We start from the raw sequence: 14,438 nt of genomic DNA, 5'->3' as shown, positions 1-14,438 counted from the left end.
ACTTAATATTGCCCATTCTACTGAAAATCGCGGATGGCAGGAGGTCGGCTTGAATCCGGTCGCGTGCATTGCACCATGGCAGAGTCGATCGCAAACGCTCAATCAAAAATATCCGCGGTTGCCCTTGCCGCCTACTGCTCGCCTTAATAGAATTGCAAATTATACCTGTCAGAGTAGCGACAGGTATCAAAGGCCGGAAGCAACCGGTCGAGAGTGGGCGACCTTAACAAGCCCACATGACAAGGGACGGCGCTCGGGTGGGGCAATCGTTAAATGTACCCGAGCCGGTTTATGGGCTGTTGGGTATGGCGCTTCCAAAATTCATCCTCGGGATGATTTTCGCTTTGGCGATCGTTGTCGGCTGGTCGTGGCTGGGCGGCGCGTCGATAGGCACAATACTGCTGCGCGTCATCATCTGCGCCGTGGTTATCCAGGCGGGCTATTTCGTGCTCATCTACGCCATGATTGCCAGGAGCGCACCGACGCCGGCCGACATGGCTCGTGACGCCGAACGAAAACTGAATGCGCCCGAGGTGGCCGAAGGCGAGAAACTGGGCAGCGCCAGGCGTAGCCTGCACTAACCAGCGCCCGACCGGCCTCACGCCACGTTGGCGGGTTCGGTCTCCGACTGCTCCCCCGACAGCATCCTCGACAACCGGCTGCCGGTTTTTTCCTTCAGCCGCTGATATTGGCCGACCTCGACGATGCGGCCGTTTTCCATCGCCACCACCCAGTCGGCGAAGGCGATCATCGACGGCCGGTGCGCAATGGTCAGGATCGTCATCGTGCCGCGCAATCCGTCGATCGACCTGGCGATCAGCGACTGGTTCTGCCAGTCGAGCGCGCTGGTGGCCTCGTCCAGGATGAGCAGCGACGGCTTGCGCAGCAGCGCGCGTGCAAGCGCGATGCGCTGGCGTTCGCCGCCCGACAGCCGCACGCCGCGGTCGCCGACCACCGTCTCGAGCCCGAGGTCGAGCCGTTCGACGAACTCGCCGGCGTGCGCCTGATGCAGCGCGGTCCACAGATCGTCATCGCTGGCCTGCGGCGCGGCAAGGCGCAGGTTCGCCGCGATCGTGTCATGCAGCAGGAACACGTCCTGCGGCACATACGCCACCTGGTCGCGCCAGCGGCGGCGATTGCCGGCATCGATCTCGACGCCGTCGACGAGCATTTTGCCGGCGGTCGGCTCGAGCAAGCCGAGCAGCATGTCGGCGATCGTGCTCTTGCCCGATCCGGACGGGCCGATCAGCGCGGTGACCTTGCCCGCCGGCAGGCCGAAGGTGATGCCGGTGACCACCGTCCTGGCAGGGTCGTCGCCATAGAAGAAGGAAACGTCCCTCACGTTGAGCCCGGTGGCGAGCGACAGCTTGTCGCCTTCCCCGGCCCCCGCCTCGTCCGGTTCGCGCTCGGCGTCGAAACGCGCCTGCAGGCCGCGCATCGCCGTATAGGCGGGCAGATTGATCAGCACTTGCTGAGCCTGCGTCTGCATGTCCATGAAGCGCGGCGCGATGCGCATGAAGACCAGGAGCAGGACGACGATCTCAGCCAGCGACAGGTTGAAGCGGACCAGCGCCACATAGATGAACAGGCTCAGGCCTATGACGCTCGCCACCTGGAACACCGCGGTGCCGATGGTGCTGTTGCGCACATAGTCGACATTGTCGGCCTTCATCTTTTCCAGCGTCGACTGCAACTGCGCGAAATAACTGGCTTCGACGTTCAGGCTCTTAGCCACCTTGATGCCGCCGAGAAATTCCGAAACCGTCCGGTACTGATCCTGGCGATTGGCGGTCAGCACCCGGCCAAAGGCAGTGGCCCGCGCCCGGAAGGGCTGTAGCGCCACGAACATCACGATGCCAATGGCGACGGCAAACAGTGTCATGACCGGCGAGATGAACATGGAAATCAGCAGATAGCCGGCCAGGAGCACGGCTATCTGCACCAGCATCAACAGCGAGAACGCGGCGCCCTGGACGCGGTCGATGTCGCCGGTCAGGGCGTGGTCGAGGTCGGAGCTCCGCATGCGCGTGAAAACGCCCCAGCGCGCCTTGCCGATGCTTTCGAACAGGTTCATGCGCACGCGGTTGATGAAATCGAACAGCAGTCTGGCCATGTAGACCGACTTGAAGCGGTTGAATGCCGCCTGGACCGCAACGAGCCCGACGAGCGCACAGAGCACCGTGGTCAGTTGCAGCGTGCCGTCCGGCACCAGCCAGCGCACGAAATCATTGTTCGGCAGCTTGACCGCGAAATCCTGGTCGGAGCGTCCGACCAGATGCAGCAGCGGGATGAGCAGCAGGATGGAGATGCCTTCGGTCAGGCTGCCCAGGATCAGGAAGATCAGTGCCGTCCAGGCTCGCCGGCCGCCGATCTGGGCAATGGCGGCGCCAAATGCGGCGACGTCTCGAAACAGCGACAGGCGAAGGATTGAGGACTTCGACATGATTGCGCTCACGACCGCCGGCTGCCAGCCGCCAGATCCCTTTCGATCAGGTCCACAGCCTCACCGATCCTGTCCAGGCCCGTCGGGACTTCCAGCCGGCACACACCGACATGGTTAGCAATCCCTGAACAGTGCCGAAGATGCGCCGCCGCGAAATGGTCGGGCAGGGCCGCGCGACCGAAACGCGTCACATAGGAGAATTTGATGATGGCCGGCAGGGCGGCGATGGCGGGCAAGGGCGTGATATCGGCCTTTTCGCCGCGCTGGAGAATATAGATCCTGGTCGCCGGCACCTTGTTGCCGGAAAAGCCACCGTTCAGGCGATGCTGCATCTTGTCGATCGCCGGATGAACCTGCGGCCGCACCTCCGCTTGCCTCAGCGAGATCGCCGCCGCGGCGTCGGCGGCCAGTTTGATCTGCGGAAAACCCGGAACGATCATCGGCTCGCCCGGATCGGCGAGGTCCAGCGCCACCACGTCATCGGTAAGCAGTTGATGTCCGGCCCGGATCATAGCGCTTGCCGTCGTCGACTTGCCGGCGCCCTTGTCGCCCATGAAGATGGCGCTCCTGCCGGCAACGGCAATGGCGCTGGCGTGCAGGACGAGCAGGCCGCGCCGATGCAGGAGCAGCGCCATGACCGGACCCAACAGCGGAAACGCGATCAGCGTATCGTCGACGCCGGGCGCCGGCTCGATGTCGATACGGCTGAAATCACTGATCAGGAACGCGCCGACGGCATGCCAGGCTAGATATTGCCGGTCCGGCCCGAAACGGAAGTCGGTCGCGGCTTCGGGCGAGGGCTTTGGCAGGTCGATCGCGCCGACGGCGATCACGACATCCGCCGTCCCCGGCGCCGCCGGCTCCAGTTCGGGCAACGTCACCTCGGACGCGATGGTCAGGCCATAGGCCCGGTAGAAGCGGCGTTCCCGCACGACCCGGCCATGCGGGCGGGGATCGTCACCGTATGCGGCGAGCGGCTCGTTGCGAGGCATCATGCGGGGCTCCCGCTGTGCTGGAGTTGCCGCAGCCAGAGCGACAGCGAGGCCGAGCGCCAGACATACTGGACATCCAGGGGGCTGCCTGATCGGGTTGGCGCAGCAGTCGCGCATAGGCTGCACTCACCTGAGGCAGATTGACGTAGGGCGCGATACGGTTCGCATCCGAGACCAGCAGCTGTTCCAGGAGGTCGCGATGGTTGCGCAGCATGCCGTTGACGAGATTGGCGGTGAAATCGATCTTGTCGCGCCGCCATTGCACCGCCGCCGGCAGGACGCCTTGCATGGCGCGGCGCAGCACATAGCGGCCGAAGCCGTGGCTCAGCTTCTCCTCACCCGGCAGTGCCAGGCAGAACTCGACCAGCGGCTTGTCCCAGAAAGGGTAGCGCGGCTCGACGCCGAAATTGGCGGCGGCCTTGTCGAGAACCTCGAAAGCATGCGGGACATAGCCGTTTGACAGGATCCAGCGGTGGCTCAAGGCATCGCTGGCCTGGATGCCGGGCGGCATATAGCCGGCCCGGTGAAACCGGTCGACAAGCTCGGTGCGCCTGGCCAGGTCCGGATTGATCAGGTCGCGCCAGCCGCGCGGCGCCCCGGTCGGCTTGCGGATCCTGCTCAGCACACGGTTCGCCATGTGCCTCAGCCTGGCGATGCGCCAGGCCGGCCCGTAGAGGGTCAGGAACTGGAAATAGAGGCCAAGCGTGCTGTCGCCATAGGTGTTGGAGGCGCTGCGGATCTCGCGCCACAGATCCATCCATCGGCCGGCATTGGCAAGCTCATGCAGATGACCGTGGCCTTGTGAAACGACCTCGTCGCCGCCGTGGCCATCCAGCAACACCCTGATGCCCTTGGCGCCGGCGGTCCGGTAGATACCGCGGGTGAGCGTCAGGCCCGGCGCCAGGAACGTTCCTTGCTGCTCTTCCAGCACGCGTTCGAATTCGGCGAATGGCGCATAGTTGCCCACTGGTATCAGCGTTGGGTCAAACTGCTGCTGGTCGAGAACGGCATCGATAAAGGGCCGCTCGTCCATCGGCGAGCCCTTCTCGAAAATCAGCGAGAAGGTCTGCAGCTTCGGCTTGCGCGCAGCGGCGTTCTGCAGGCCGGCGACACAGGCGATCGACGAGGAATCGAGGCCGCCGCTCAGCATTGCGCCGACCGCCTGACTTCCCCGCATGCGGTTGCGCACCGATTGAGAGAACAGGTGGGCGAATTCCTCCGGTGCATCGGACCGCAAGGGCCGCGCCGATGGCTCGATCTGCCAGTAGCGGCGCAGCACCACCTGTTGCGCGGTGACGGTGAGGCTGTGGCGGGCCGGCAGGCTGAATACATCGCTGTAGGGAGTAGACTGCGGGTCGTCGGGAAGCCCGGCCAGGAACCCGGATATCTGGTGCTCGCTGATACGTGCGCCGACCCCCTCGACGCCCAGGATCGGCCCGATCTCCGAGGCAAAGGAGAAGCGCTGGTCCGCCGCGTGGTAGTAGAACGGCTTGACGCCGAAATGATCGCGCGCGCAAAACAGCGATTGCCGTTCGCCATCCCAGATGGCGAAGGCGAAATCGCCTTGCAGGTGCACCGGGCAGGCTTCGCCCCAGCGCAGATAGGCCCGCATCAGCAAGATCGCGTCGGCGACCGACTGGTCGCGGATGCCGAGCCTGGCCAGCAGCTCGTCACGGTTGTCCAGCCGGCAATCGGCGGTGACGGCGAGTCTGCCCCCAGCCATCGTCAGCGGACCGGGGCCGGCTTCATCCGTGGTGTTGAGCCAGGCGTGGCCAAGCGCGATGTTGGTGTCCAGCCACCACGAACTGCCGTCAGGGCCGCGATGGCGCATGCGGGCCAGCATCCGCTGGATGTCGGCCGCCGCGACCGCCGGTGGATGTCCCAGTGGATGCCCTTGTCGCAGCAGAATTCCGGCGACGCCGCTCATCGGCTGCCGTGATCGACGAGATGGGCGAAACCGTCGATCGATCCGCCAAGCACGATATGGTTGTCGCTGATCAGCCAGGCATGTGCTTTCAGTTGCTCGCCCGTGCCGCGTTCGATGCCGATGCGTATCTTCGATTCATTGCCCTGGCGGGCGAGAATGTATTGACCTGAAAGCGCCTGGGTCAGGCACGTGGCGTAAGGCACGAAACGGGCCGCGGCGGCAACGCCCCAGGCGACACGCCGCAACTCGCCCATCGAGGCGCATTGACGCGTATCGAGCCGTGTCACCAGGCTGCGAACACGATTGTAGGACAGCAGCGTCAGCCCCAGCCGAACCGCCGCGACCACCAGCAGGCAGCGGCCGAGGAAGATCATTTCCGAGCCGCTCAGGGAGAAAACCCTGAACAGACTGCGCCGGCTTCCCCGACGTTTCGTCTGCTTAAGGCTTCTTTCCGTCGCGGGTTCCTGCCGCAAAACCATGGCCCCCGAAACGATGACCTTGTGCGGAGCCGGCCTAGACAAGTGCCTCATGATGCAGCCTCGCAAGCCCGTTGTCGGCCAGCCCCTTCAGCAATGCGTCGATATCGGCCTGGCAGCGCTCCGGGTCGACATTGTAGCGCGCAAGCACGGCGCCGCGGATGTCGGCGATCGACCTGGGTTCCTGGATCAGCTCCCAGATGAAGGCACCGACACCATTCAGGCTGTAATAGACATTGGATTTGAGATTGAGCAGCGCCAGGCCATTGCCGAACTCGCAAGCCACGGCGTCCTTGGCAGCACTCACCAGATCGTGGTCGGCCAAGGGGTGGTCAGCCAAAAGGGGAGCGGATAGCTTCAAGTTCATCCCAAAACCTCGCTTACACTACGCTTCGCAGTTCCAGGCAATGAAGTGGAGTCGGAGGCTTTGCCCCCCGACTCTCTTATGTTTTTGGACCCAGAGCCCCAACATCGTCGCCCTGGAAAAACTGCGATAACCTCAAGAGAAGGTAATGTCGCCGAAAGGCGTTCCTGCCGGGAAAGCGGCGTCCGTTACTGCGCCTGACGAGCCGCCCTGGGTGATCGTTTCAATCGAACCATGCACCGTCAGGCTTGGCGTTTCGTATTCATGCTTTTCAACATTCTGTTCCATTTTACTCTCCGATAAGGACTGGAAACGGCTTGTCGAGTGCCGTCAGCAGGTACATGCTGCAGCGCAATAGCTGCATAGCAGCATTTATGAGTCAAGCCTGATTTACCAGGCGTTAATCAATTACGGGTTGTGCGCGTCACCATACGTGTGAGCCATGCCCAAAACCTGACTTCTTTTGAGCCGATTCCTTGTGCACAAGGACCACGTCGACGTCTCTTCTTTAAGCATCTGATTTTGCTTGCATAAAGTGTCTACTTAGGTGCCTCTTTTTTAGGTATCGCTAATGTGGCGAATCTTGCTTGGCAAATCCTTGCTGAGGATCGGCTGAAACGCCCTGGCAAGCGGGTGTTTCTACTGCGGTTTTCGCCGCCCCTCAAGCGAGCCCGGTAAACGCTGTGGTTGCAAAATTCCGCACTGCAAAAGGAAAGGCTTTACGGCGTCGAGGTTTTTGGTGATGTTTGCTTCGCACTTGCAGCATAAGCGTCCGCGCAAACCGCTTTCTTTGGAGACTGTGCGCTAAATGGCCTTGCCGGATGGTTCATACGAACGATTGCGCGCCGCCGGCTGTGCCGACGAGGTGGCCTATGTGCAGGCCTGCCTGCGGTTGTATTTCGCCGGGCCGCTCGCAACCGCGGGCGACGTGTCGATGCACGGTCTTGACGGTGCCAAAATTGCCGACATTGTCAGGCTGAACAAGGTTGCCACCTTTGTCCTCAAGGCCCTGTCGCGGGCACCCGCGCATGAGAGGCCGGCCGAGCTCTTCCAGTGGCTCGACACCTACCGCAGGAGAACGGTTTCGATGAACGCGTCCTGCATCATGGATTCGATGGCGATCCATGACGTGCTGCGCGCCAGCGAGATCGATTTCGTTTTTCTGAAGGGTCCGTTCCAGCAGCAGCTTCTCTATGACGACCACTTCATGAAGCCTTCGGGCGATGTCGACATCCTGGTTTCGCCGGTGGGGTTTTTCAGGACGCGTGATGCGCTTCGTACGATCGGCTACGAGGTGTCGGGCAAATCGCGCTCCGTCTGGTGGGTCCGCTTCCTCGGCGAACAGCATATGACCCGCGGCGATGGGCCGAGACCGTCCACGGTCGATCTCCACTACCGCCTCCAGCAGCCCGGCTCGCCGAGCCCGCGCGACGCGGACGGGTTCCTGCGGCGCAAACGACAGGTCGAAATCGCCGGCGGGGTAGTGCCGTTCACCTCGATCGCCGACACTTTGCTTTTGTCCTGCATCAGCGTTGCCAAGGCGCTTTTCAACAGGGAACCCTGTGCGGGCTACGTCTGCGATATCAGCGCCAGCGCCAGCCGCCTCGACGAGGCGGATCAGCAGCGTGTGCTCGATGCCGCAACCGCGCAGGGACTGGATGACACGCTGCTGCTCGGCCTGCGCGCCGCCGATGTCCTGCTTGGCGGCGCCGGCACGCTGCTGTCGCAGCGCGCGACCCGGATCCTGTCGCGCATCGGCAATGAGGATCTGCTCAGCATGGTCATCGCGCCGTGGCTGCCGTCGCTGCGCTGGCCGCAGCGGCGAACGGTGCTGTGGGAACTGTGCGGCCGCGCGCCGGTGCGCTATCTGGCCGAAGCCGGCTGGGCGGCGTCCGCCGACATCAGCCGCCGCATCTTTGAGCGGCCAGGCAGTCGCTGAATGAAGACAGATCGGGCGCTGATGGCAATTCAATCGGGCATCGAACGAGTACGGGGCAAGGGCAAATCGATATCACCTGTACGAGAGGCAAATCCATGTCGATGACGAAACCCCAAGTCTGCGTGATCATCGCGGCAAAAAACGCGGCGGCGACAATCGCCGTCGCCATCGCGTCCGCGTTGCGCGAACCGGAAGTGGCGGAGGTCGTCGTCGTCGATGACGCCTCCACCGACGACACCGCTGATGTCGCGCGATCCGCCGACGATGGCAGCGGGCGGCTCGCGGTGATGCGCCTCGACGTCAATCGCGGTCCCTCCTTTGCCCGCAATGCAGCGATCGCCGGCTCGAAATCGCCGTTCATCAGCATTCTCGACGCCGACGATTTTTTCCTCGAAGGCCGGTTTGGCAGCCTGTTTGCCGGCGCCGATTGGGATTTCGCGGCGGACAACATCATGCTGATCAGGGATGATGCGACAGGCGATGCGACGAAAATCGTCGCGCCTAAATTTGCCGCCGATCCGGAATTCCTCGATTTCGAGCGCTTCGTCGAAGGCAACATCTCAAGGCGGCGCGTGCAGAGGGGCGAACTGGGTTTTTTGAAGCCGGTGATCAGCCGTGCCTTCCTCGACCGCCATGGCTTGCGCTACGACGAGAGCCTGCGGCTGGGCGAGGACTATGAGCTCTACGCCCGCGCGGTCGCCCGTGGGGCGCGGTTCAAGGTCATTCGCTCCTGCGGCTACGGCGCCATCGTCCGCGCCGATTCGCTGAGCGGCCGCCACAAGACCCAGGATCTGAAGCGTCTGGCCGATGCGGATCTGGCGCTGCTGGCGATCGACAGCCTGCCGGAAGGCTCGAAGGCGGTGCTGCGGCGGCACGAGCGGCACGTGCGCGACAAGTATCGGCTGCGCAATTTCCTCGACGTCAAGGCCGAGCGGGGCCTGGCATCGGCCGCGGCTTACGCTTTCGCCAGCCAATCCAACCTCGTTCCCATCGTCCAGGGCGTGGCTTCCGACAAACTCGAGGCGCTGTTTCGTCGTGTCGGCCTTGTGTCCAGGCAAAAGCATGTGCCGCCGCTGCGTTTTCTGATGGCCGGAACCAGCACGGGCAACGAACGTTAAGAGCGGGTCCGTTGCGTGCGATTTGCCCGCCAGGGACACGTTGATCACGCAAAGCATTTCGGCATCACGCAAACCATTTCGGCCGGATTTATGAGTTTACGAATTGGGTGGTTGCCTCGCGGCTCCGACGATGGCAGTCTATGTTGCGGTGCAGCAAATTAGACGACCAGCCGAACTGGCCCCCGATCGGATTGGTCTGATGTCTCTCCTTCAGAGGAGCAGGACAATGCGACACGAGTTTTTGAGCCCCGGCTGCGGGGATCGGCCAGAAAGCCCGGCCCACAAGCCGGCGATGACAGGAATCTGAGTTCATGGCCTCGATATTCGGTTTCAGATCAAGGGATCCGGCCCGCGACCGGCAGGCCGATGTTTCACGTCTTGATCGTCTGGCAAAGCTGTTCGAGCAGATCGCGGCCGAGATCGAGGCCGAGAGGGCAGGGCTTGAGAATCGCTACCGGACGACGGCGACCAACGCCGCCTTCCTGGTCGAAGCGATGGAAAACGGCTCCGCCTCCGACCGTCGGTCATCCGAAGTCAGCGCACTGACGACGTCGATCCTGAATTGCGAACGCCGCATCGCGGCGCTGTCGCGCCAGGACGGCATGATGAAAGAGCTCCGTCACTCGCTGGATATGGTCTTCGACGAGAATGCCGATTCGGCCGCCACGGCCGAATTCGCCCGGCCGGCAGGCGCCGGCAGAGGTTGAAAGTGAAGGCACGGAGCTGTTGCAACGGATTTGATGCGAGGCAGGGGAAAGCAATTCGAGAGGGTCACGAAGGAGGTCAAGGTTGGCCCGTTCAGGAGCGGTTCGAACGTCGACTTTGGGTTGGGGACGCACAGCGCAAAGGTGAGTTTGGTATGAATTCGAATCCGAGAACTACGTCCACGACAGCAATTGACGCATCGCCGTTCGCGCACCGGACCGGGCAAACCGGCTGGCGGCGACTTGTTTCGCTCGGTGCGTTGCTGCTGGCCGCTCTTGGCAGCTTCCTGGCAACCCCTTCCTATGCCCAGGACATTCCGACATCGCCGTCCTTTGTCGACGATTTCAAAAGCTTCGATCGTGCGCGCTGGTATGTTTCCGACGGCTGGAACAATGGCAGCCATCAGAATTGCACCTGGTCGAAGGGACTGGTCAGCCTGTCGGACGGGGTGCTGTCGCTCGGTTTCGAGAAGCAGAAGCTGAAGGACCGCGAGTTTGCCTGCGGCGAGATCCAGACCAAGCAGCGGTTCGGCTACGGCACCTATGAGGCACGGCTGAAGACCGATACCGGCTCCGGCCTCAACGCGGCGTTCTTCACCTATATCGGCCCCACCGACAAGCAGCCCTGGGACGAGATCGACTTCGAGATCCTCACCAAGGACACCTCCAAGGTGCAGGTCAATGCGTATATCGCCGGCAAGGGCAAGAACGAGAAGCTGGTCGATGTGCCGGGCGGCACCGAGAACGCCTTCAACGACTACGCCTTCGTCTGGAAGAAGGACAGCTTGAGCTGGTACGTCAACGGCAAGCTGGTCAACACGATCACCGATCCGGCGAAATTGCCGACGCACGCGCAGAAGATCTTCTTCAGCCTTTGGGGCAGCGATACGATGAAGGGTTGGATGGGAGCTTTCGCCGATCCAGGCCGCAAGCTTTCGCTGCAGGTCAAGCGCGTTGCCTTCACAGCCTTGGGCGAACCCTGTCAGTTTCCGGAATCGCTGGCATGCAGCGTAAAGTAGTTGGGAAAGTCGATTTGAACTGGCCGGGCCGGAAACGGTCCGCTGCCTTGCATGGGAATGAAACCGAATGAATTTGACGGTGTTTGGAATTGGCTATGTCGGCCTCGTGCAGGCGGCGGTGCTTGCCGAAGTCGGACACCAGGTGGTGTGCGTCGACATCGACGCCGCCAAGGTCGAGCGGCTCAACCAGGGCCTGGTTCCCATCTTCGAACCCGGACTGGAAAACCTCGTCAAGGAGAACCATGCCGCCGGCCGCATCAAGTTCACCACCGATGCCGCCGCCGCCGTCAGGCATGGCGAGATCCAGATGATCGCCGTCGGCACGCCGCCCGGCGAGGACGGCTCGGCCGACCTCAAATATGTGCTGGCCGTCGCCGAGACCATCGGCCGCGAGATGGACAAACCCAAGATCGTCGTCGGCAAGTCGACGGTGCCGGTCGGCACCTGCGAAAAGGTCAAGGCGAGGATCGCCGAAACGTTGAAGAAAAGGGGCCGCGAGGACCTGACCTTCGATGTCGCCTCCAATCCGGAATTCCTCAAGGAAGGCTCCGCTGTCGCCGACTGCATGAAGCCGGACCGCATCATCGTCGGCACCGACAGCGAGGGCACCGAGGCGGTGATGCGCGAACTCTACGCGCCGTTCAACCGCAACCACGAGAAGATGATCGTGATGGACGTGCGCAGCGCCGAATTCACCAAATACGCCGCCAACTGCATGCTGGCGACCAAGATCAGCTTCATGAACGAGATGGCCAACCTGGCCGAGCAGCTCGGCGCCGACATCGAGGAGGTCCGCAAGGGCATCGGCAGCGATCCGCGCATCGGCTACCATTTCATCTATCCGGGTCTGGGGTATGGCGGCTCGTGTTTCCCGAAGGATGTGCGGGCGCTGATCAAGACCGCCGAAGGCGTCAAGTTCGACGCCAAGCTGCTGCGCGCCGTCGAGGAACGCAACAACGACCAGAAATCCGTGCTGTTCGACAAGGTGAACCGCTATTTCAAGGGCAATCTCAAAGGCAAGACCTTTGCGCTTTGGGGCCTCGCCTTCAAGCCCAACACCGATGATATGCGCGAGGCTCCGGCGCGTGTGCTGATGGAAGCGCTGTGGAAGGCCGGTGCCAACGTGCAGGCCTATGATCCGGAGGCGATGCAGGAGTGCCAGGCCATCTACGGGCTGCGCGACGACCTGCTTCTGTGCGGCACCAAGGAGGCGGCACTGCGCGGCGCCGACGCGCTGCTCATCGCCACCGAATGGAAGAGCTTCCGTGCGCCATCCTTCGACGCGCTGAAGGACGCGCTGACCACGCCGGTGATCTTCGACGGCCGCAATTTGTATGACCCCAAGGTCGTCGCCCGCCATGGCATCGAATATCACTCGATCGGCAGAATGGCGGCATGAGACCGGGCCGGGACAAACCGATGCGAGACCGGCCCGGATATGGCCTGCGGGCGCCACGGCTGAGCGCGTATTTCTGTGTGGAGTTGTAGCTGATGGTGCTGGATGTAAAGCCGGAACAAATCACCAAGGATCATTTCGATCTCGTCGCGATCGGTTCCGGCTTCGGTTCGGCCTTCTTCCTGCATGAGTTCGCCAAGCGGCGAAAGGCACGCATCCTCGTGCTGGAGTGGGGCCGCCACAACACCCATGAATGGCAGCTCGACCAGAACGCCAACACCGACATCGACGACGAGACGACCTACAAGACCAACTCCGACAAGCCGTGGAACTACACGATCGGACTGGGTGGCGGAACGAACTGCTGGTTCGCGCAGACGCCAAGGTTCCATCCCAACGACTTCAGGCTGAAAAGCACCTACGGCATCGGCAATGACTGGCCGATCAGCTATGACGACGTCGAGCCGTTCTACTGCGACGCCGAAGACATCATGTCGATCTCCGGCGATCCCGACATGGCGGCGATGCTGCCGCGCTCGAAGCCGTTTCCGCAACCGCCGCATCGCATGTCGACACCAGACAAGATGATGAAGGCGGCGCAGCCCGGTCAGCATTTCGTCATGCCAACCGCGCGGGCGCGGCTGCCGACATCACAGCGCACCTCGTGCTGTGCCAATCTGCGCTGCTGGCTGTGTCCGGTCGATGCCAAATTCACCGTCAACAACGGGTTGATGCATGTCTTCGAGCATCCCGACATTTCGGTCTGCCTCGGTGCGGAAGTGCGCCGGCTCGATCACGTCGGCGGCGCGGTCCGTTCGGTCAATTTCACGCATGACGGCAAGGAATACCAGGTCAGCGGCGACCTCTTCATCCTCGGCGCCAATGCTATCCAGAGCGCGGCGATCATGCTGCGATCCGGCCTCGGCGGCGAATTCGTCGGTCGCGGCCTGCACGAATCCTACGGCTGGAATTTCGAGGTCTATCTCGACGGCGTCGACAATTTCGACGGCAGCACCATCACCACCGGCCTGAATTTCGGCCTCTATGACGGTCCGCACCGATCGGAACATGCGGCGGCACTGGTCTATTTCGAGAACCGTTGGCAGCACGGGATGCGTGCTGAAAAGGGGCGGCTGCGCCAGGCGCTGCCACTTGTCGTGGTCACCGAAAACCTGCTCGATCCCGAGAACTTCGTCACGCTTGATGCGGATGAGAATGCCTTCGTCAGCTTCAAGGCGCCATCGGACTACGCGGTGAAGGGGATGGCTCGTGCGTTGGAGAAATTGCCTGACCTTTTGGCGCCGCTGCCGGTCGAAAAGCTCTTCGACCGTGGCATCCGGCCGACCGAATCGCATGTCCAGGGCACGCTGAGGATGGGCACCGGCCCGGCCGATTCGGTTATCGACAGCGGCATGATCCACCACCAGCTCAGAAACCTGGTCGTCGTTGGCACCAGCACCTATCCGAGCTGCTCCTGCGCCAATCCCAGCCTGACCGCGGCAGCGCTGTCCTTGCGGGCGGCGAGCCGGATCGCGTGAAAGGAGGTATCGCATGATCGAGATTTCCCGACGCTCGGCCCTGGCCGTCATGGCTGGCGGAGTGGTTTCGACCGGGGTCGCCTACGCCGCCGTTTCCTCCTTCTCGGACGAGGATCTGGTGCGCGTCACGCTGGAAAAATACCTTGGCAGGCTGAACATCCGCATCGAGCATCTGCAGCAGTTCGTGCTGGAGTTCCGCAACCGCAATCCGTGGATATTTCCAAGCGAAAAACTAAGCGACGCCGTCACTCTGGTGGAGGAGCTCAAATTGGGCGTCGCACGCCGCCTGCTGCCCCAGCAGAAGCGGGAAGATCTGCTGCATTTCGACCGCTGGGTCGTCGCTGAATTCCATATGTTGACGGACTACGCCTGGCGCAGTTCGCCCAGCGACCCGATCCGGTTTACCGGCTGGCAATCCTGTACCAATCCCTTCGCGAATCTGGAGCCGCCGAAGCTTGCCTGATGTCGAAGCGAGGCGGCGGGCTTTGCCTGTCGCCTTTGAGCGAAGAATACGAGAAGGAG

At 62.4% G+C, this 14,438-nt stretch carries 13 protein-coding genes and 1 pseudogene; 8 read left to right on the top strand and 6 right to left on the bottom strand.

All coding sequences use genetic code 11. The features are described 5' to 3' along the window. Positions 1–305: 305 nt before the first annotated feature. Positions 306–581, top strand: coding sequence for an exopolysaccharide production repressor exox (locus HB777_26540; protein QND68911.1), 276 nt, complete (start codon positions 306–308; stop codon positions 579–581). A 17-nt stretch (positions 582–598) separates the two neighbouring features. On the opposite strand, the gene HB777_26535 is transcribed toward HB777_26540, so the two are convergent. The 6 genes and pseudogenes from HB777_26535 to HB777_26510 form a co-directional block, all read right to left on the bottom strand. After that, entirely contained in the window at positions 599–2,443 is a 1,845-nt protein-coding gene (locus HB777_26535) for an ABC transporter ATP-binding protein (protein ID QND67131.1), read from the bottom strand. Between the two features lie 8 nt (positions 2,444–2,451). Further along, a complete protein-coding gene (locus tag HB777_26530; GenBank protein QND67130.1) occupies positions 2,452–3,438 on the bottom strand; it encodes a serine kinase in 987 nt (328 codons plus the stop codon). After that, a pseudogene (locus tag HB777_26525) lies at positions 3,435–5,362 on the bottom strand (lasso peptide isopeptide bond-forming cyclase). Before HB777_26525 ends, HB777_26530 begins: the two are co-directional and overlap by 4 nt. Beyond that, a complete protein-coding gene (locus tag HB777_26520) occupies positions 5,359–5,892 on the bottom strand; it encodes a lasso peptide biosynthesis B2 protein (protein ID QND67129.1) in 534 nt (177 codons plus the stop codon). Before HB777_26520 ends, HB777_26525 begins: the two are co-directional and overlap by 4 nt. Next, complete coding sequence (locus tag HB777_26515; protein ID QND67128.1) at positions 5,876–6,205, bottom strand: PqqD family protein; 330 nt, start codon at positions 6,203–6,205, stop codon at positions 5,876–5,878. Before HB777_26515 ends, HB777_26520 begins: the two co-directional genes overlap by 17 nt. Positions 6,206–6,337: 132 nt before the next feature. Beyond that, a complete protein-coding gene (locus HB777_26510) occupies positions 6,338–6,490 on the bottom strand; it encodes a lasso peptide (protein ID QND67127.1) in 153 nt (50 codons plus the stop codon). A 520-nt stretch (positions 6,491–7,010) separates the two neighbouring features. Here HB777_26510 and HB777_26505 point away from each other — a divergent pair. From HB777_26505 to HB777_26475, 7 genes are all read left to right on the top strand, one after another. Then, positions 7,011–8,141, top strand: coding sequence for a nucleotidyltransferase family protein (locus HB777_26505; protein QND67126.1), 1,131 nt, complete (start codon positions 7,011–7,013; stop codon positions 8,139–8,141). A gap of 95 nt (positions 8,142–8,236) precedes the next feature. After that, complete coding sequence (locus HB777_26500; protein ID QND67125.1) at positions 8,237–9,259, top strand: glycosyltransferase family 2 protein; 1,023 nt, start codon at positions 8,237–8,239, stop codon at positions 9,257–9,259. A gap of 311 nt (positions 9,260–9,570) precedes the next feature. After that, positions 9,571–9,966 carry a hypothetical protein gene (locus HB777_26495; GenBank protein QND67124.1) on the top strand — a complete coding sequence of 132 codons (396 nt, stop codon included), beginning with the start codon at positions 9,571–9,573 and terminating at the stop codon, positions 9,964–9,966. 152 nt (positions 9,967–10,118) lie between these two features. Continuing rightward, positions 10,119–10,982 (top strand): family 16 glycosylhydrolase, encoded by an 864-nt coding sequence (locus HB777_26490; GenBank protein QND67123.1) that lies wholly within the window; start codon positions 10,119–10,121, stop codon positions 10,980–10,982. A gap of 67 nt (positions 10,983–11,049) precedes the next feature. Continuing rightward, a complete protein-coding gene (locus HB777_26485; protein ID QND67122.1) occupies positions 11,050–12,381 on the top strand; it encodes a UDP-glucose/GDP-mannose dehydrogenase family protein in 1,332 nt (443 codons plus the stop codon). A gap of 92 nt (positions 12,382–12,473) precedes the next feature. Then, positions 12,474–13,916 carry a GMC family oxidoreductase gene (locus HB777_26480; GenBank protein QND67121.1) on the top strand — a complete coding sequence of 481 codons (1,443 nt, stop codon included), beginning with the start codon at positions 12,474–12,476 and terminating at the stop codon, positions 13,914–13,916. A 13-nt stretch (positions 13,917–13,929) separates the two neighbouring features. Beyond that, on the top strand, positions 13,930–14,379 hold the full coding sequence (locus tag HB777_26475) for a hypothetical protein (GenBank protein ID QND67120.1): 450 nt from the start codon (positions 13,930–13,932) through the stop codon (positions 14,377–14,379). Positions 14,380–14,438: the final 59 nt, after the last annotated feature.

It is taken from the genome of Mesorhizobium loti (assembly GCA_014189435.1).
Lineage (GTDB): Bacteria > Pseudomonadota > Alphaproteobacteria > Rhizobiales > Rhizobiaceae > Mesorhizobium > Mesorhizobium loti_G.
This window is presented reverse-complemented; position numbering and strand designations above follow the sequence as displayed.

What these genes read in the sequence shown, in the direction of transcription:
- HB777_26510 (QND67127.1), bottom strand. Translation starts at nt 6,490, where the DNA reads ATGGAACAGAATGTTGAAAAGCATGAATACGAAACGCCAAGCCTGACG.
- HB777_26475 (QND67120.1), top strand. Translation starts at nt 13,930, where the DNA reads ATGATCGAGATTTCCCGACGCTCGGCCCTGGCCGTCATGGCTGGCGGA.
- HB777_26490 (QND67123.1), top strand. Translation starts at nt 10,119, where the DNA reads ATGAATTCGAATCCGAGAACTACGTCCACGACAGCAATTGACGCATCG.
- HB777_26485 (QND67122.1), top strand. Translation starts at nt 11,050, where the DNA reads ATGAATTTGACGGTGTTTGGAATTGGCTATGTCGGCCTCGTGCAGGCG.
- HB777_26500 (QND67125.1), top strand. Translation starts at nt 8,237, where the DNA reads ATGTCGATGACGAAACCCCAAGTCTGCGTGATCATCGCGGCAAAAAAC.
- HB777_26520 (QND67129.1), bottom strand. Translation starts at nt 5,892, where the DNA reads ATGAGGCACTTGTCTAGGCCGGCTCCGCACAAGGTCATCGTTTCGGGG.
- HB777_26515 (QND67128.1), bottom strand. Translation starts at nt 6,205, where the DNA reads ATGAACTTGAAGCTATCCGCTCCCCTTTTGGCTGACCACCCCTTGGCC.
- HB777_26480 (QND67121.1), top strand. Translation starts at nt 12,474, where the DNA reads ATGGTGCTGGATGTAAAGCCGGAACAAATCACCAAGGATCATTTCGAT.
- HB777_26540 (QND68911.1), top strand. Translation starts at nt 306, where the DNA reads ATGGCGCTTCCAAAATTCATCCTCGGGATGATTTTCGCTTTGGCGATC.
- HB777_26505 (QND67126.1), top strand. Translation starts at nt 7,011, where the DNA reads ATGGCCTTGCCGGATGGTTCATACGAACGATTGCGCGCCGCCGGCTGT.
- HB777_26495 (QND67124.1), top strand. Translation starts at nt 9,571, where the DNA reads ATGGCCTCGATATTCGGTTTCAGATCAAGGGATCCGGCCCGCGACCGG.
- HB777_26530 (QND67130.1), bottom strand. Translation starts at nt 3,438, where the DNA reads ATGATGCCTCGCAACGAGCCGCTCGCCGCATACGGTGACGATCCCCGC.
- HB777_26535 (QND67131.1), bottom strand. Translation starts at nt 2,443, where the DNA reads ATGTCGAAGTCCTCAATCCTTCGCCTGTCGCTGTTTCGAGACGTCGCC.